This is a genomic window from Coriobacterium glomerans PW2 (assembly GCF_000195315.1).
Lineage (GTDB): Bacteria > Actinomycetota > Coriobacteriia > Coriobacteriales > Coriobacteriaceae > Coriobacterium > Coriobacterium glomerans.
Window position 1 is genome coordinate 1572645 of sequence record NC_015389.1, and the last position, 16417, is coordinate 1589061.

General features: G+C 61.1%; 14 protein-coding genes. 7 read left to right on the forward strand and 7 right to left on the reverse strand.

Features of this window, described 5'->3' with window-relative positions; translation table 11 throughout:
- Positions 1-151: 151 nt before the first annotated feature.
- Positions 152-1321, forward strand: coding sequence for a CdaR family transcriptional regulator (locus CORGL_RS06910; RefSeq protein ID WP_013709193.1), 1170 nt, complete (start codon positions 152-154; stop codon positions 1319-1321).
- On the opposite strand, the gene CORGL_RS06915 is transcribed toward CORGL_RS06910, so the two are convergent.
- The 3 genes from CORGL_RS06915 to rplJ form a co-directional block, all read right to left on the reverse strand.
- Positions 1311-2222, reverse strand: a complete 912-nt coding sequence (locus CORGL_RS06915; protein WP_013709194.1) for a UTP--glucose-1-phosphate uridylyltransferase — start codon at positions 2220-2222, stop codon at positions 1311-1313. The genes CORGL_RS06910 and CORGL_RS06915 overlap by 11 nt on opposite strands.
- A 305-nt stretch (positions 2223-2527) precedes the next feature.
- Positions 2528-2908: a 50S ribosomal protein L7/L12 gene (gene rplL, locus CORGL_RS06920; protein ID WP_013709195.1), complete on the reverse strand. Its 381-nt coding sequence runs from the start codon at positions 2906-2908 to the stop codon at positions 2528-2530.
- A 118-nt stretch (positions 2909-3026) separates the two neighbouring features.
- Positions 3027-3551 carry a 50S ribosomal protein L10 gene (gene rplJ, locus CORGL_RS06925; RefSeq protein ID WP_013709196.1) on the reverse strand — a complete coding sequence of 175 codons (525 nt, stop codon included), beginning with the start codon at positions 3549-3551 and terminating at the stop codon, positions 3027-3029.
- A gap of 372 nt (positions 3552-3923) precedes the next feature.
- On the opposite strand from rplJ, the gene CORGL_RS06930 reads away from it, so the two are divergent.
- The gene (locus CORGL_RS06930) at positions 3924-5747 is read left to right on the forward strand and encodes an ABC transporter ATP-binding protein (protein ID WP_013709197.1); all 1824 of its coding nucleotides are present in this window, start codon (positions 3924-3926) and stop codon (positions 5745-5747) included.
- Between the two features lie 230 nt (positions 5748-5977).
- Here CORGL_RS06930 and CORGL_RS06935 read toward each other — a convergent pair whose 3' ends face one another.
- Together CORGL_RS06935 and CORGL_RS09840 are read right to left on the reverse strand one after the other, a co-directional pair.
- A complete protein-coding gene (locus CORGL_RS06935; RefSeq protein WP_013709198.1) occupies positions 5978-7543 on the reverse strand; it encodes an oligopeptide:H+ symporter in 1566 nt (521 codons plus the stop codon).
- Positions 7544-8253: 710 nt separating this feature from the next.
- Complete coding sequence (locus tag CORGL_RS09840; protein WP_156789820.1) at positions 8254-8415, reverse strand: hypothetical protein; 162 nt, start codon at positions 8413-8415, stop codon at positions 8254-8256.
- Between the two features lie 706 nt (positions 8416-9121).
- On the opposite strand from CORGL_RS09840, the gene CORGL_RS09705 reads away from it, so the two are divergent.
- Genes CORGL_RS09705 through CORGL_RS09465 form a run of 3 tightly spaced genes read left to right on the forward strand, consistent with a single transcriptional unit; the run spans position 9122 to position 12077 of the window.
- Positions 9122-9778, forward strand: a complete 657-nt coding sequence (locus tag CORGL_RS09705) for a helix-turn-helix domain-containing protein (protein ID WP_013709200.1) — start codon at positions 9122-9124, stop codon at positions 9776-9778.
- A complete protein-coding gene (locus CORGL_RS06950; RefSeq protein ID WP_013709201.1) occupies positions 9775-10752 on the forward strand; it encodes a DUF4097 family beta strand repeat-containing protein in 978 nt (325 codons plus the stop codon). The genes CORGL_RS09705 and CORGL_RS06950 overlap by 4 nt, the downstream gene beginning before the upstream one ends.
- On the forward strand, positions 10749-12077 hold the full coding sequence (locus CORGL_RS09465; protein WP_013709202.1) for a hypothetical protein: 1329 nt from the start codon (positions 10749-10751) through the stop codon (positions 12075-12077). The genes CORGL_RS06950 and CORGL_RS09465 overlap by 4 nt, the downstream gene beginning before the upstream one ends.
- Positions 12078-12095: 18 nt before the next feature.
- Here CORGL_RS09465 and CORGL_RS06960 read toward each other — a convergent pair whose 3' ends face one another.
- Positions 12096-12665: a uracil-DNA glycosylase family protein gene (locus CORGL_RS06960; RefSeq protein ID WP_245526896.1), complete on the reverse strand. Its 570-nt coding sequence runs from the start codon at positions 12663-12665 to the stop codon at positions 12096-12098.
- A gap of 203 nt (positions 12666-12868) precedes the next feature.
- Between CORGL_RS06960 and CORGL_RS06965 the strand changes: the two genes are divergently transcribed.
- Together CORGL_RS06965 and CORGL_RS06970 are read left to right on the forward strand one after the other, a co-directional pair.
- Positions 12869-13162 (forward strand): autorepressor SdpR family transcription factor, encoded by a 294-nt coding sequence (locus CORGL_RS06965; protein WP_013709204.1) that lies wholly within the window; start codon positions 12869-12871, stop codon positions 13160-13162.
- Complete coding sequence (locus CORGL_RS06970) at positions 13146-13895, forward strand: SdpI family protein (protein ID WP_013709205.1); 750 nt, start codon at positions 13146-13148, stop codon at positions 13893-13895. Before CORGL_RS06965 ends, CORGL_RS06970 begins: the two co-directional genes overlap by 17 nt.
- On the opposite strand, the gene feoB is transcribed toward CORGL_RS06970, so the two are convergent.
- Positions 13892-16273 (reverse strand): ferrous iron transport protein B, encoded by a 2382-nt coding sequence (gene feoB / locus CORGL_RS06975; RefSeq protein ID WP_013709206.1) that lies wholly within the window; start codon positions 16271-16273, stop codon positions 13892-13894. The two genes, CORGL_RS06970 and feoB, sit on opposite strands and share 4 nt — an antisense overlap.
- Positions 16274-16417: the final 144 nt, after the last annotated feature.

The following is a 16417-nucleotide window of genomic DNA, read 5'->3' on the forward strand; positions in this document are numbered from 1 at the left end:
GGCCCACCGATCAGATCCACCGATCGCCGAGCACGCGATGTCAGACACTGCTTGGCTCTCTATGAACCCTGAAGGGTATCGAATATCATGAACGATCGCACCGCGCCTGCTCAGCACGCGCGGTGTGATCATCTAGGATTCGGAGCGCACCATGGAACTCGATCCGGAGATCGCGGAGAGCATAGTCGAGAGCCTGAAAGACATCATCAACCACGAGATCAATCTTTTCAACACCTCCGGTACCATCATCGCGAGCACCGACACCTCACGAATCGGAGGCGGTCACGATGGTGCCAGACTCGCGGCGCGCCGCAAGGAGACCATCATCATCGACCACGCCGATCAGTTCAAGGGGGCAAAGCGCGGCATCAACGTTCCCGTGGTGTTCAACAACTCAGTGGTCGCCGTGATCGGCATCACCGGATCGCGCGAGGAGGTCGAACCGTTCGGAAACGTCATCAAGAAGATGACCGAGATCCTGATCCGTGAGAACTGGAACTATATGACGAGCTTCAATCAGCGCGTCTCGACTGACAGCCTGGTGAGCACGCTGATCTCCGAGCACGGTGACAGCTCCATGGCGAGCTACCTGTCCTCCCTTGTCGATATCGACCTCGATGAGCCCCGGCGCGCCATCGTCGGCATCATCAGAGCCACGAGCGCCTCGTCGTTCAATTACAACGATCTGTGCACGAGACTGCAGGCACGTCTCGCTCCATATAAAAGCATATTCTTCTCATTGAACGGACAACGCCTGTGCATGTTTGCCAGCGACCGCGATCTCAATCTTCTGGGAGCTGGTCTGCACCTCGTCCAAGATGACATCAGCGAGAGCGCCGGCTGCCCGATTCCGCTGGGAATCGGGTGCATCGAACCGAATTGGCGCACGTATTGGAGAAGCTATGCCGAGGCGCGACGCTGCGCCTCATGGCTTGCGTTCGAGCGCAGCGCTCGGATAGAGCGCTATGAGCACCTGGATTTCGGATCGATCGTCTCGGCGATCCCCACCGACGACGCCGAGCGCTTCGTCGAGCGCGTGCTCGGCCCGCTCGAAACCGACCAGATCGAACGATACGCTCAGATCCTCGACGCCTACACGCGCAACAACGGAAGCATCATGAGATGCTCCGAGGAGCTGTTCATGCACAAGAACACATTTCAGAACAAGCTCAACCGACTGAAGGAGAAAACGGGCTACAATCCGCGAAACCTATCCGACTACGCGGTGTTAACGGTTGCCTTCCTGCTGCGCGCCTACCTGATGTCAGAAGCGCGGACTACCGCCGAGAGGCGCGCGCTGGCATCGCCCGTCACTGTTTGACGTTGAGACCGCCGCGTTCTGCGACAGCCTCCCAGAACCCGGCGTTGAATCGCGGATCCTCGGCGGCCATGAGGGCATTTGTGGCGATCCAGCCCGAAGGGGTGCCGGTATCGTAGCCGGAGAGCGGATCGATCACGACAGCGTACATCGCCTCGCGTTCAAGGGAGCGAGCCATCGCATCGGTGAGCTGAATCTCGCCGCCCTTGCCGGGCACCTGATCGGCCAGAAGTTCCATCACGAGCGGTGAGAGCAGATAGCGGCCGACGATGAAGAGGTTGGAGGGGGCATCCGCCGCAGAGGGCTTCTCGACGAGACCCGAGAGTCGCCATACCGCACCCGGCTCGGTATCCTGCGCGTCTTCGAAACCTTTGAGCGAGCAGATCCGCTCGCCGGCGATGACGCCGTAACGCGAGACGTCTTCAGGGGCGCAGGGCGCGACAGCGATGACCGACGCTCCGCTGTGCGTACGCGAGACCTCGAGCATCTTCGTGCAGATATCGCGAGCTGGGACCACATAATCGCCGAGCAGCACGAAGAAGCTCTCGCCTGCGACAGCGTCGGCAGCTGAACGGATCGCATGCCCGAGCCCGCGCGGCTCGTACTGGTATCGGAAGTCCACCGGAAGCGAACCCGCCTGCGCGACGATATCCGCATATGATGCCTTGTCACGTTCGCGCAGCAGGACCTCAAGCGAGCGATTGGGCTGAAAATAAGTGAGCAGCTGAGGCTTGTCCGGCGAGGTCACGATGATGACGTTGTCGACGCCATCGGGTTCAAGCGCCTCCTCAACGACATATTGGATGACCGGCTTGTCAAGCACGGGCAGCATCTCTTTCGGTGTGCACTTCGTCGAGGGGAGAAAGCGCGTGCCGAGACCGGCGGCGGGAATGATGGCCTTCATGATCGTTCCTTTCGGCGCGTCTCACGAGACGCGGATCGCCTGTATGCGAATCGCGGTGAACCTCTTGCTGATCTGCCTTCAAGCATCTTAACGCCCAGCCGGAAGGCGGCGGGAAATCTCAAGTAAACTACAAGGGAAGCTGGCACTGAGATGGATGACCCTGAGATGCAGGGGAGGGTTCCTCTGCAGAACCTGTCAAGATGTCGACGGATGCGGCGAGGGCGCGGCCCGTCCGCAGATGCGAAGGGCGGGCCCGGTTTCCAAGGCCCGCCCAGATAGCGAAAACGAGTGCTGATCAGCTGCCGTTATTTGATGGTGACAGCGCCGCCTGCTTCCTCGATCTTCGCCTTGGCCTCCTCGGCCTCCTCCTTCTTCACGCCCTCGAGAACGGCCTTGGGCGCGCTCTCGACGACCTCCTTGGCCTCCTTGAGACCCAAGCTCGTGAGGGAGCGCACGACCTTGATGACCTGGATCTTGTTATCGCCGAAGCCCTCGAGCACGACATCGAACTCGGTCTTCTCCTCCTCGGCGGGCGCAGCGGCGGCGGCGGGGCCCGCAGCGATCGCTGCGGGAGCCGCAGCGGAGACGTCGAAGGTCTCCTCGATCGCGTGGACGAGCTCGCTCGCCTCGAGCAGGGTCATTTCCTTCAGGGCATCGATGATCTCATCGGTGGAAAGCTTTGCCATGATCCTCTTCCTTTCATTGCCCGCATCGATCGCGGGGTGGTTTTAACACGTGACGCGCGGACGCACGCCACTCGGTCGGCACCTCCGTACAGGACGTGCCGGTAAGCGAACGCGGCGCCTAGGCCGCCTCCTTCTGCTCTGACACCTGGCTGATCGCGCGGGCGAGGCCGGAGGCCACACCGTTGACGCACACCGCGGTACCGCGGGCAAAGCCGGAGATGAGACCTGCGATCTGACCCAGAAGCTGATCTTTCGTGGGAAGATCCGCGATTGCGCGCGCATCCTCGGCCGTAATGGCCTTTCCCTCCGAGATACCGCCTTTGACCTCGAGCACGTCTTTGGTCTTCGCGGCGAAGTCCTTGAGCGCCTTTGCGGTCTCGACAGGCTCCTGCTCGTAGAACACGTAGGCCACGGGGCCGACGAGCATGTCGCCTATCTCGGGCTGCTCCTGATTTTTGAGCGCGAGACGCGCGAGATTGTTCTTGTAGACCTTCATCTCGGAACCGACCTCGCGCAGATTGCGCCGCAGCTCCTGAGCCTGCATGACCGTGAGGCCATGGTAGTTGACCACGAACAGACCGGCGTTCTCCTTGATGTGGGACTCGATCTCGGCGACCTTGTCGATCTTGTACTGTGCTGGCATATAACACACCTCCTTCATCGCATCCGAGCACGAACCGCCCAAGACGGCGGGGCGTCTCGAAAAAGCCCCCGACGCTGCATGAGCGACGGGGGCGAGAAGACATGTCTGCTCGACCACCTCGGCTGGCGGGTCTCCCCTTTGAGCTCGCGATCGCCTATTTGCGCGATGCGGGCACCGGCTGTCTCTGGCAGCGGATTCGTGCGTGAATCAAAAGGCAGTATGCACTCAGCATGACGCGTGGTCAAGGCCTCGTCGGCAAATGGCAGAGATGCATGCGGATTGCCACGGATATCACACAGGCTGCATCCGACGGGGGCGTCGCGTATGATGGAGCGGGTAGGATAGTTCGAACGCGAGGCGCGAGGAGAGTCCATGGACAGGAAGCGGGAACGACGCGAAGAGGCCGGAAAGAGGCGTAAGCGCACCGTCGCGGTGCGCACGCTGCACTACTACTGGAGGGTGACGCGCATACAGCTGCCGATGTTTCTCGCCAGCGTCATCGTGACACTCGGCTATGTGTTTCTGCTCATGTTCGCCAACCCGCTCATCGTCGGCCGGATCGTCGACACCGTCAGTGCCGGCGGCATCGGAGCCGACGACGTCATTCCCGTCTTCGGACCCTACATCGTGACGCTGTTTCTCGTCAACGTCATTGGCCAGGCCTGTAGCAAGCTGCAGGACTACACCTGCGCACGCGTTGAGATCCGCGCGAGCTACGAGCTGGGTCGCACCGCGTTCGACGCGCTGTGCAACCAGTCGATGACCTTTCACACGAATCGCTTCGGCGGCTCGCTCGTCAGCTCGACGCAGTTGTACATCGCCGCCTACTCGCAGCTCATGGACGTTTTCGCCTATGGGGCGCTGCCCTCTGTGGCAGCCGTCGTGTTCACGATCGTGCTGCTCGTGCCGCTCGTCCCCGTTTACGTCGCGCTGCTATCGGTCGTGCTCGTCATCTACGTGATCATCATCTTCCGACTCTACCGCCGGATCCTGCCGGTCAACACCGCGGCGAGCGCCGCCAAGAACCGGCTGTCCGGTGAGCTGTCCGACTCGATCACCAACATCTTGGCCGTGAAGACCGCCGGTCGCGAGGATTTTGAGCAGAGCCTGTTCGAGCAGGCGAACCGGGCGGTGTGCGACACCGACAGCCGTCGCATGGTCCGCTCCCTGCTGACCGGCTCGGTGTCGAGCGCGCTGATCGTGGTGATGATGACGCTCGTTGCCGTGTTCATCGCCGGCGGCGCAGCGTGGTTCGGCATCTCGGCGGGCACGCTCGTCATGATGTTCACCTATACGAACACGATCACCAACCACTTCAACATGCTCTCGCGGATATTCCAGCGCATCAACCATGCTTTCGGTGATGCTCACGATCTCACGATCGCCCTCGATGAACCCAGGCTCGTCGACGATGTTCCCGACGCCGCCGATCTCGTCATCGATCGCGGCGAGATCGACTTCTGCGATGTGAGCTTCAGCTACCCGGATGCCGGAGCCGACGATCCTGTCTTTCGCGGCTTCACCCTCGACATCCCCTCCGGGCAGCGCGTCGGGCTCGTGGGGCGCTCCGGCTCGGGCAAGACGACTCTCACGAGTCTGCTGCTGCGTCTCGCTGACCTCACGAGCGGGTCCATCCGGATCGACGGGCAGGACATCGCCGCTGTGAACCAGGTGAGCCTGCGGCGAAGCATCGCCTACGTGCCGCAGGAGCCGCTGCTGTTCCACCGGACGATCCGTGAGAACATCTCCTACGGACGTCCCGAGGCGAGCCCCGAGGAGATCGAGGGCGCTGCGCGGGAAGCCAACGCCACCGAATTCATCCGTCGTCTGCCCGAGGGCATGGACACGCAGGTCGGAGAGCGTGGCGTCAAGCTCTCGGGCGGTCAGCGCCAGCGCATCGCGATCGCCCGTGCCATCCTCATGGATGCGCCGATCCTCGTGCTCGACGAGGCCACCAGCGCACTGGATTCCGAGAGCGAGCGGCTCATCCAAAGCGCGCTCGAGAACCTCATGCGGGGCAGGACCTCGTTGGTGATCGCCCATCGCCTGTCAACCGTCGCGGCGCTCGACCGCATCGTGGTGCTGAGCGACGGCGTCATCGTGGAGGACGGCACCCATAGCGATCTCGTGCGAGCCGGCGGCGAGTACGCACGGCTGTGGAGCCGGCAGACCGGCGCGTTTCTGGGAGGGCAGTGATCACGGGCCAACTCGGAGAAAGCCAACTGCGGAATGCTCGTATGATGCTAATGCCAGACCATCGCTCTCGATTTGATCATGCCGTAAAAAAAGAGTGGGACAAGAGGGTGAACCGCGTGCTGACGTTCATAAACCGGTGTCTCGCAAGCGATCATCCTCTCGTATGGCCAGTAAAATGCAGGTAATCGGAGATCCCCTCCAGCTTCCCCTCACTCGATCGCATCGTCCGATCAAGCCACTGCCGCCTCGAACCTTTTCTGCGTGACGCGCAGGTAGATGGCGATGAGGATCGTCCCCGCGCCAAGCCATGGATAGACCGCCAGCTGCTGCTGCGCGGTGGTTGCAAACATGAAGATGAGCAAGCCGAGACCGTTGCCGATCGTCGTGCACTGAGCGAACGCCGTTTGAATCTGCGTATCGTAGGACTTCGGGGCCATCTTTGCGATGATCGATATACCAGTGGCACCGCCGACTGACTGGGTGAACTGGTCGAAGATCATGGTTAGAATAAACCAGATCGGATTAACTTTTCCAGTTGCCAATGTGACGGTCAGAGGGATCACGAACAAGGAAACCGCACCGAAAGCGTAGCTGAGCGCCATCTTGCTCAAACTGCGGATGCTGCTTCCAAAGGCTGTGGCAGTCCACAGATAGGTCGCCACCGGGCTCACAACCAAAGCGAACACGGCGCTGATCGAGACAAAGGTAGCCGGAGCAAACGTAATCCCCAAAAACGAACGGTTTAAGTATTGATCCATGTAAATGAGATTTGTCGACCCCGTTACCGCCAAGATGAGTGCTTGGAACACCTGCACGGCGAGTAGCTGGCTCATCGGCTTGAACACCCGACGCTCCGTTTTGGGAATGTCACGGTTGGTGAACAGGCGGACGAAGAACGCTATCGGGATCAGAAACGCCATCGTGGTAATCAAGCTGAGCAGACGATCGAATGTCATAACCCCGATGCTGATCAGAGCTGCCATCACGACGACGACGAGCACCACCACCGCGCTCGTGATCAAACCGATTCGTTTGAGCTGCCCGGGGTCCAGCGGCTTTACCGGAGCGCGGCCCAACTCGCCGAAGCAGGAGTGACTGAACAGAAGAATGATCAGGGCGTAGCCCAAGGCCGCCGCTGCAGCGATCACGAAGCCGATATGGTAGTCCAACATCGAGATGTTACCAACGACGACAGGAGCGAGAAGGCCGCCGATACTGTTAAAGATATTATGAAATGTGAACGCAGCGTCGCGACGCGCGTCGTCCGATTTGCGATAGAGCTGTGCGGTCAGCGAGTTGTTCGACTGCCCCATGAGTGGCACCGCGAGAAAGATCAGGCCGAGGAACATGCATACCCTGCCCTGATCGACCGAGAATGACGGGATGGCGATCAAAGCAAAACCAATTGCCTTGGTGATATTGCCCAATACCAGCGCGGTACGCATGCCGAGGACCCGGTCTGCCAGCCAGCTGCCGACAATACCGAACACGCTGTTGACAACCCCCAGTGCGGCGACGATCGAAGCTGCCTGCCCGGCCGTGAAGCCCAAACCACGCGAGAACGGGCTGTACAGATAGTAGATGAAGATCGCGTAGAACGCCGCCCAAGCGATGGAATTGAACAGGTTGCCGGTGCCAAGCACCGCGAGGCCGCGAGGGTGACCAAAAAAGCGTCTATCGCTGTAGATGATATCCATCTTGTTATCCGTCGAAGCTGACTTCGCACCGAGCTGCTCAGCGGAGTCGAAGGCTGAATCGGCCGAAGGAACAGGGACAGCGATCGCATCGCTTTTCATGAGACATCGCCTCTTTCTGTTACGTCACCTCTCATGAAGAAAGGTGGAGATCATTTCTATCAGTGAACTTTCATTGCCATCAGCACTCTACCTTTCTCTGATTGGGTCTGATGTTGGGTGAAATGAACCTCGTGCATCACGTGATCGACGATGCACAGCGGAACGAACGTCTCCGGAACCGCAGTGAGGCACCCTGAATCAGGATTCGCGGTCTCAGATAGACTCGCAGTGGTGGAACCCCTTCTCGGCAGCTGAATAGCCATCAAACTCGCTCTCCGGGGATAACGCATCTGTATGTGCGCGACCATCGTGTTGCTCCATTCTTAGTGGCAAAGCATCGCTGTGCCATCGCGTCTCCTGATGAAAAATGTGGCATGATCGCCTCCGATTGAAGCTGGCTGCATTCCCACATCGACATCGCGCATTTTGAGTACTGAGGCCAGGTATCAATCGCCTGCCACTTGACCCGCATGTTCAAAACAGATGTATTGACCACACGGGGACTGGCTATCCATTTCCTTTCCGCTGCAGCATCAGGCTTTGTCGAATACCATGAAAGTCCGGACTCCCATTCCAGATATACAGCCGGTGTGATATCCGTATATTTAGACTACGTTGTTTGCAATTCCACGTCAGTGGATGGAAATTCAGAATAGGTAGACGATTTTTACCATATCAATCTGACGAGCTCGGTCGAGTTTCGTTGTCTGTCAAAGCAGCCGCTGCCCCAAACCGCAGTCGATCTCTGCCGGATCTTCATCGGCGAGATGTTTTAGGATCAAGATCGAAAAACCATCGACGGTTATGGAATCATCCATCTGTTTTAACGTATTCCCGAAGCAAATCGACGAAAGCGCTTTCTTGTCATACACAGGCATCTTCTACAGCAGTGTCTGACATCAAGTAGGGCATCAAGTACGGTGCCTTCCAGTCCACCAGAGCAAACTCAACCTCGGTTGGCTCCACTTCACGCTGCTCGAACTCACAACAGCATACGATATCGGCGATGTCATCGAGAAGAGCGCGCTGCGCAGCATCTCATATGCTGTGCAGAAGCTGCTGCTCCATCAAGCGACCTGTGAAGATATCGCCACGACAGGTCCAAAGCGAGTATCCGCCACCTCGACGAGAACAGATTCCCTTGCATGAGGCGCGCTATCGCCGCCGCGGATGCAGCGTGGGAGCGGACGCGATAATCGAAGTCTGCGGGGGCACCTCTGTAGCCAGCGCTCAGCAGATCGATGAGGATACGCCGATGATCCGCCAGCTCTGCCTGCGCGGCGGCTTTCTGGACGTGCCGGCGCAGACAATGAAGATTCGCGTCATTCCCGCAGCTCATCTTCCCCGCAACCAAAAGTTGCCCACATGCCCACCAGAAGCGGTGGCGCAACCGAGACGGCTCGGGCATCATCGTGGATGCGAGCGACTTCGAAATCGCGGGTGCCGACGGGCGCCGCGGAAATGTCGCGGCCGCCGCCGGCTCGCTGCGTCCCATGCGCGCTGAGCTGTATCGCGTTAGGCTACAATCAGACACATGCCCGCAGCTTGGCACGGGTGCGCCGCGAAGGGAAACCGATCATGAACGTTCAGACCGCGCAGCGTTTGGCAGAACTCCGACGCACGAAAGGCTACAGTCAGGAGGAACTCGCCCAGCGTCTCGGCCTTTCTCGACAGGCCATCTCGAAATGGGAGCGTGCGGAGTCGTCACCGGACACGGACAATCTCATCGCGCTCGCCCGCCTCTACAGCGTCAGCCTCGATGAGCTCGTCGGCGCGCCTTTTGGCGGGACGGCCGAGGACCTCGTCGAGGAGGCCGCGGCCGCGACGCGCGAGACCACTCGGGAGCGCGCTCGCGACGAAGAGCAGCTCCGAGTCGAGCGGGAGCGCGCCGAGCGGGCGCTGTCGGCGGTCACTGAGGCGAGCGCTGCCGCCGCGCAGGCCGCGCAAGCGGCAGCTGCAGCGGCGTCGCGCGCCGATACCCCCGAGCGGATTCCGCTGCCGGAATCCCGCTTCCGTACGAACAGAGCTGATGGGAGGCCCAGCCGCCGACGGGGGACGCTCAGCTCCTTTCCGTATGGGATCTTCACCGTCATCCTGTTTTTCGCCATCGGAATCATCTGGAGCTTCGACTGGGCCTGGCTCGTGTTTCTCACCATCCCGATCTTTCGCTGGATCGCCGGCGTCATCGAGGACGATCTCGATCGCAGCCGCGCTGATGAGGAGGTGCCGCGATGAGCCGCCTGAACGACCTCTCGCGGCTGTCGCGTGGGGCTCGGCTGAAAGCCGGCTGCGGCATCGCGCTCATCGCAGGGGTGATCGTCTTGGCGATCGGACTACCCTGGTGCTCGGGGCTCGTCCGCTCAGCTCTGCCGCAGGTGCCCTGGCTTCAGCCAGATGCGAGCGCGACGACCCGGACATGGTCCTTCGACCCATCGACGGTCACCGGTCTTGACATCGAGGATACCGCCGACGATGTCGAAATCACGAACGGTGACACCGCGAACGGCGGCATCGAGGTCACAGCCACCCATCGTCGCGATGCCCCCGCGCCGTCGTGCGCGGTCGAAGACGGAACCTTGCGGATCGATCGCCATCCGCGGAGATCCCACCGCGGTTTCCAGTCGGATCCTCTCCAATTCCTGTGGTCGCGCGGAACAGGTCGTGGCGCGACAGGAGACGAGCGTCTTCGCGTCAGGCTGCCGCCGGAGAAGCTCGGTGCCGCTCGGCTCGATCACGTGAAGGTGAGCGCCGGGGCGAGCGACTGCCGCCTCGATGGGGTTTCCTGTGGAAGCTGCGAGCTCTCGATCACGGCCGGGGATCTGAAGGTGGACGGGCTCTCGACGGATCATCTGTCGCTTGACGCCACCTCCGGCAGCATCCGCATGCGCGGCACCGTCGCCGAAGAACTTGGCATCAAGCTGACCGCCGGCAAGGTGACCGCGGTCTGCGAGAGCTCGGCACCGCGATCTCTCACCTGTTCTCTGACCACGGGAGAGGCAACGATCGAGCTGCCCGCCGACACGGGCTTCACCGCGCATGTCGAGACGACCCTGGGTGATTTCTCGACCGATTTCAAGACCAGCGATAGACGCGATGAACACGGCCGCAGCCGTGTTCTGCGTACCGGTGACGGCTCCGCGTCGATCGAGGCGCGGCTGACCGTGGGCAAGATGCGACTGATGAAGACCGGAGCGGGTGATGAGAGATGAGGGTTCTCATCTGCGACATCGAACGGGACGATCGGCGGCGATCGCAGCTCGATGAGGCGTGCGACGTCGTCATAGGACCGGAGGTCCTGGGGGACTCCGGTGACTGCAGGGGGTGCTTGAGCTGCTGGACGGCGACGCCGGGACCCTGCGTCATCCGCGACGCCCCGGGAGATCTGGGAGCGCTGCTCGGAGCCGCAGACGAGCTGTGGATCGCAAGCCGAAACACGTTCGGCGCCGTGAGCTCGCCGGTGAAGTGCGCGCTCGATCGCTGGATCCCGGCTGCGCATCCGTGTTCTCGCATCATCGATCGGAAGACCCATCATCGACGACGCTACGGCGGATCGGCTCGAGCAGGCGGCACGGGAACGCGGACGCGGACGAGCATCTGGCTCTACGGGGCGTCGAGCGCATGTGAGCGATCGTGCTTCATGCAGATCGCCTCGACGATGTGCGACGACGTCGGCCTTGACCTCGTGGGCGTGTGGTTTCCAGAGCGCGCAGACGAGCTTGGCGTCGCCTCAGCCGCTTTTGAAGGCGCACGGCCGGGGCAACCCGTGCGAGCGAGCGACGCGCGACCCTCTGCGCGCCCGCTCCCCGGCCGCATCGCATGCGTGTGCGCAAGCCCGAACGGAGATGCCAGCGCCACCTCGTTGCTGCTCGATGACTTCGAAGACGCTTTCTATGCCTACGAGCGGATCTCGGCTCATTCTTTCGAAGACGATGCGCGGGCGGTTCGAGATGAGCACGCCGAGATCATCCGCTTTCAGATGAGCGCCGACGGCGAGCTGCGCCAACGCGAGGTGGTCGGGTCCTCGTGCGATGCGACGAGCTCGCTTGAGACCTTGGCGAGCTGCGATACCATCGTGATCGGATACCCGGTCTATCTCGCCGCGCTTCCATCTGGCGCGATACGACTGCTCGAGCAGCTGAGTGAGATGGATGCACTCGCCCGAGGCGCGCGCATCTACGCCATATCAAACCTCGGTCTCTACGATGCCGCTCGGGGCCGGGCGGCCTGCGGCGTGCTCGGCTGCTTCTGCCGGGTGGCCGATCTCATGTGGGGCGGGGCGCTCGTCGTGGCCGGCGACGGCATGATAGTCCCGACCGCTGGAACCCCCCGCATGGGAAGACTCAGACGACGAACCTCGGAGGCGATCGATCAGCTCATCTTGGCGGTGCGCACCGGCGCGTCGATCATGGCGACAGATGGCATCATCGAGGTGCCCTGCGCGCTGCCTCGCTTCCTCTACCGTTGGAAGATGCGGCGCCGCTGCCGAGCGCTCGCGCGCGAAACCGGCCGCGGCCCGGACGAGGATCCGCGCTGATCACCCGCAGCGGCGCCCTCAAGATGAACTGCCGAGAGCCGGTCTCCATCGCTCGACCAGCCGCGCAAGCGACCAAGCGGCGTTCGCCGGACTCGTAGAGGGCAGGACCTCGGCTGCCATTCCGACGTGCTCCTCGAGATAGCGATGATAGAGTCGACCGGCCAACGCACCGTTGCACAGGATGCGCTCGATCGGTGAGACGGCGATGACGGTCTCGATCGCGACGGGTTCGACGTTTCTGATGCTCGCGTCACTCGATCCTGAGATATCGCAGCTCTCGATCACATCCCATACGGCGATTCCATGCTCGAGCAGCAATCTGCGCTTCTGCGCGACCGACTGCGCGCGCGTCGCGATGTCACCTGCTTCGCCAAGCGGGTCCCCTTCGTTCACCGGAACAGGCGCAGACAGGCATGCGGCGACGACACGCCAGAAGCGGTTCTGCGGATTGCCATAGTAGAAAGCCTGCTCGCGCGAGCGCACCGAGGGGAACGACCCCAAGATGAGCACACTGCTGCTCTCGTTGAACAGCGGACCGAACACATGGGAGACATGTCGAGCATCGCTCATCGAGACCACCTTTGCCATAAGGACGCTATCGAACCGCTTGGCCGCCGATGCGGCGACGGTTGCCTATCGCGCAGCTGTTGTACCCAGTATGAGCCTTTCGGGCGCTATCGGCAGACGCGCCGGACCCGCGTGCTCGCATTGACAGACGTTCTCGCATTTCTATAATGCAATTGGTCAGCATCTCGTCTGGCCAGCGCGGACCGAGACGGAAGTCGAAGCGAATGTCAAAAGAAGGGTTCAAGGCGCTCGCCGATCCAACTCGGCGGCGCATGCTCGAGCTGTTGCGTGACGGCAGCATGACCGCTGGAGAGATCGCCGCGCACTTCGACATGACCAAGCCCTCCATCAGCCACCATCTCGGAAAGCTCAAAGCCGCGGGACTCATTGAGGACGAGCGTCGGGGACAGCAGATCATCTACACGCTGAACATGACGGTCATGCAATCCCTCATGAGATGGTTCTACTCGTTTTCCGATGCGACGGATTCGGAGGGCTCGCATGACCCGAGATCGTGATCAGGCCCACAGCCGGCCGGCGTGGGCCGGAGACCCCCTCAGTCTTCGAGCATGGATCGCACTCATCGCGCTGACGTGTGCGTCGATGCTGATCCATGCCCTGCTTTATCCTCAGCTGCCCGCATTGATACCCACGCATTGGGGACAATACGGCATCGACGGATGGGCTCCGAGGTGGATGGCTCTCGTATTCGATGCGATTCCCTTCTTGGTTGTGGTGGTCATGTGGATCGTTCCGCAGATCGATCCGCGAGGACGCAATTTCGATCGGTTCAAGAAGGTCTATCGGGCGTTTGCAGTTGTTTGCGTGATGCTCGTCATCGCCGTTACCTGGCTTCCGGATATCACCGTATGGGCCGTGGCACCCGAGATCACCCAGACCGGTATCGTGGCTCGGCTCTTCTATGCGATCATCGGCTCCGCGATGCTGGCGCTGGGGAATTTTCTGCCCCGCGTGCGACAGAACTACTTCTTCGGTTACAAGACGCCTTGGGCTCTGCATGATGAGCGCAACTGGTTTCTCACCCATCGCTTCGCCGGAACCGCAACCATCGTCTTCGGCATCGCCTATCTGACGGCTGCGATCCTTTGCACTCCAACGGGCTATATCGATCAGGGCATCATATTGGTGATCGTCAATCTGTGCGTCCGGGGCGCCGTGTACATCTACTCCCTGCTGGTGTTCTGCCGCGACAACAGGCCCCTGCTGCGAAGACCGAGCGAACCGCGCTAAAAGAGTCCGATTGCGCGAAGCAGGATGCGCGCCACGAGCGCCACCGTCCAAGCGATTCCGCATTGCAGCGCAAACATGGCGAGTGCGCAGCGGACGCCCAGCTCGTTGCGCACGGCGCTGATGGCGGCGACGCAGGGTGGATACAGCAGCGTGAACACCAAGAAGGCGTACGCGCTGGCAGGGGTGAACAAAGAGGCGAGCGCATCGCCGGATATCGAACCGAGCAGCACGCTCAATGTCGAGATGACGCTCTCCTTTGCCAGAAGTCCGGTGACCAGCGCTGTGGATGCGCGCCAATCGCCGAATCCAAGCGGTCCGAAGACGGGCGCGAGAAGACCACCCAGCGCAGCGAGCAGGCTCTGCGACTGATCTGCCACCACATTCAACCGGAAATCGAAGGTCTGCAGAAACCAGATGACCACGCTCGCGATGAAGATGATCGTGAAGGCTCGCGTCACGAAATCTTTGATTTTGCTCCACATGAGCATGAGAGTCGTGCGCGGACCGGGCATCCGATAGTTCGGCAGCTCCATGATGAACGGCACCGGATCGCCTCGGAAGGCCGTGCGTCTCAACACGAACGCGACGATCACGCCTGCGAGAATCCCGATCATATACAGCGATGTCATCACGATGACGGTGTTGTCCGGAAAGAAGGCCGCACAGAGAAGGCCATAGACCGGCAGCTTCGCTGAACAGCTTATAAATGGCGTCAACAGGACCGTCATCTTTCGATCATGCTCAGACGGAAGCGTCCTTGTGGCCATGATAGCCGGCACGCTGCAACCGAAGCCGACGAGCATCGGAACGAAGCTTCGACCGGAAAGGCCGAGGTGACGCAGTACCTTGTCCATTACGAAAGCGACGCGGGCCATGTAACCTGAGTCCTCCAGCAGCGAAAGCAGCAGAAACAAAATCACGATGAGCGGCAGAAACGACAGCACGGTGCCCACGCCGACGAAAACGCCGTCGATCACCAGTGAGCGAACCGTCGAGTTGACACCTGCTGCGAGCAGACCGGCAGCACAGGCCCGCGTGAACACATCGACGAGTTGCTGCATCAGCTCCTTCATCCATGAACCCAACGGGCCGAACGTCAGCCAAAAAACGAGTCCCATGATCACCGCGAACACCGGGATGGCCGTGTAGCGACCTGTGAGCAGGCGATCGATCGCAACCGAACGCGCGTGCTCGCGGCTGCAGCGCGGACAGATGACGCTCGCCTGACAAATCTGCTCGATGAACGTGAAGCGCATATCAGCCAATGCCGCCAAGCGATCGGTGCCTGTCTCCGCCTCCATCTGTGCAATGATGTGCTCGATGGCCGCGCTCTCGTTGCACTCGAGCCCAAGAGCCTCGATCACGAGGTGATCGCCCTCGATGAGTTTGGTCGCGGCGAAGCGCACCGGGATGCCGGCGCGCTCGGCGTGGTCGGCTATGAGAGCCGCGACGGCCTGAATGCAGCGATGCGTCGCGCCGATGGCTCGACCCTCGGTCGCGCAGAAGTCCGGCTGCGTGGGCCGCTCCTGAAAGCGCGCGACATGAATGGCATGCTCCACCAGCTCGTCGATGCCCTCGTCTCTCACGGCGGAGATCGGAACGACCGGCACCCCGAGCATGCTCTCGAGAACATTGATATCGACGGTGCCCCCGTTTGCCGCCACCTCGTCCATCATGTTGAGCGCGATGACGAGAGGTCGCTCCAGCTCCATGAGCTGGAGCGTCAGATAGAGGTTGCGCTCGATGTTGGAGGCGTCCACGATATCGATGATGGCACTCGGATGCTCATTCAAGATGAACTGCCTGCTCACAACCTCCTCACCGGTATAGGGCGAAAGCGAGTAGATTCCCGGCAGATCGGTGAGTGTCACCTCGGGATGGTTGCGCATGCGCCCGTCCTTGCGCGCGACCGTCACACCGGGGAAGTTGCCAACATGCTGGTTCGCTCCGGTCAGCTGGTTGAACAGCGTGGTCTTGCCGCAATTCTGATTTCCCGCGAGCGCCAGAGAGAGCGGCGCTCCAACGCGAAGGGCTGCGCCGCTCTCGTGCGGACGGCTGGAGCGCTCGCCGATCGCCGGATGCGCCACCGCGGCGAGACGATCGCGCTCAGCCGGCGTCGATGAGCGAACATGAGCATCAGCAAGGCGGATGCGAGCGGCATCCGCCCGCCGCAGCGTGAGCTCGTAGCCGCGCAGGCAGATCTCGAGCGGGTCGCCCATGGGCGCATATTTCACCATGGTCACCTCGGTGCCCGGTGTCAGTCCCATGTCGAAGATGTGCTGCCTGAGCGCGATATCATCCGAATCGACCGATGCGATCAGCGCATCGGCTCCGACCGGGAGCTCGTCAAGCCCCTTATTCGTGACGTTCGTTGCGATCTCCCCTGTCCCTTCCAGCCGGTCCGATGTTGTTATCCAAGGCTAAGATATCAGAGATCACTTGGATTTTTCTGACTTTTTGAAAGGATTTGAGGAATATGCTCCTCGGGACGAACGGATCCGAAGTCCCCCCATGCGCGCAGG

Bases quoted from the DNA above. Each gene is read 5' to 3' on its own strand.
- CORGL_RS06910 (WP_013709193.1), top strand. From the start codon at position 152: ATGGAACTCGATCCGGAGATCGCGGAGAGCATAGTCGAGAGCCTGAAA.
- CORGL_RS06915 (WP_013709194.1), bottom strand. From the start codon at position 2,222: ATGAAGGCCATCATTCCCGCCGCCGGTCTCGGCACGCGCTTTCTCCCC.
- rplL (WP_013709195.1), bottom strand. From the start codon at position 2,908: ATGGCAAAGCTTTCCACCGATGAGATCATCGATGCCCTGAAGGAAATG.
- rplJ (WP_013709196.1), bottom strand. From the start codon at position 3,551: ATGCCAGCACAGTACAAGATCGACAAGGTCGCCGAGATCGAGTCCCAC.
- CORGL_RS06930 (WP_013709197.1), top strand. From the start codon at position 3,924: ATGGACAGGAAGCGGGAACGACGCGAAGAGGCCGGAAAGAGGCGTAAG.
- CORGL_RS06935 (WP_013709198.1), bottom strand. From the start codon at position 7,543: ATGAAAAGCGATGCGATCGCTGTCCCTGTTCCTTCGGCCGATTCAGCC.
- CORGL_RS09705 (WP_013709200.1), top strand. From the start codon at position 9,122: ATGAACGTTCAGACCGCGCAGCGTTTGGCAGAACTCCGACGCACGAAA.
- CORGL_RS06950 (WP_013709201.1), top strand. From the start codon at position 9,775: ATGAGCCGCCTGAACGACCTCTCGCGGCTGTCGCGTGGGGCTCGGCTG.
- CORGL_RS09465 (WP_013709202.1), top strand. From the start codon at position 10,749: ATGAGGGTTCTCATCTGCGACATCGAACGGGACGATCGGCGGCGATCG.
- CORGL_RS06960 (WP_245526896.1), bottom strand. From the start codon at position 12,665: ATGGCAAAGGTGGTCTCGATGAGCGATGCTCGACATGTCTCCCATGTG.
- CORGL_RS06965 (WP_013709204.1), top strand. From the start codon at position 12,869: ATGTCAAAAGAAGGGTTCAAGGCGCTCGCCGATCCAACTCGGCGGCGC.
- CORGL_RS06970 (WP_013709205.1), top strand. From the start codon at position 13,146: ATGACCCGAGATCGTGATCAGGCCCACAGCCGGCCGGCGTGGGCCGGA.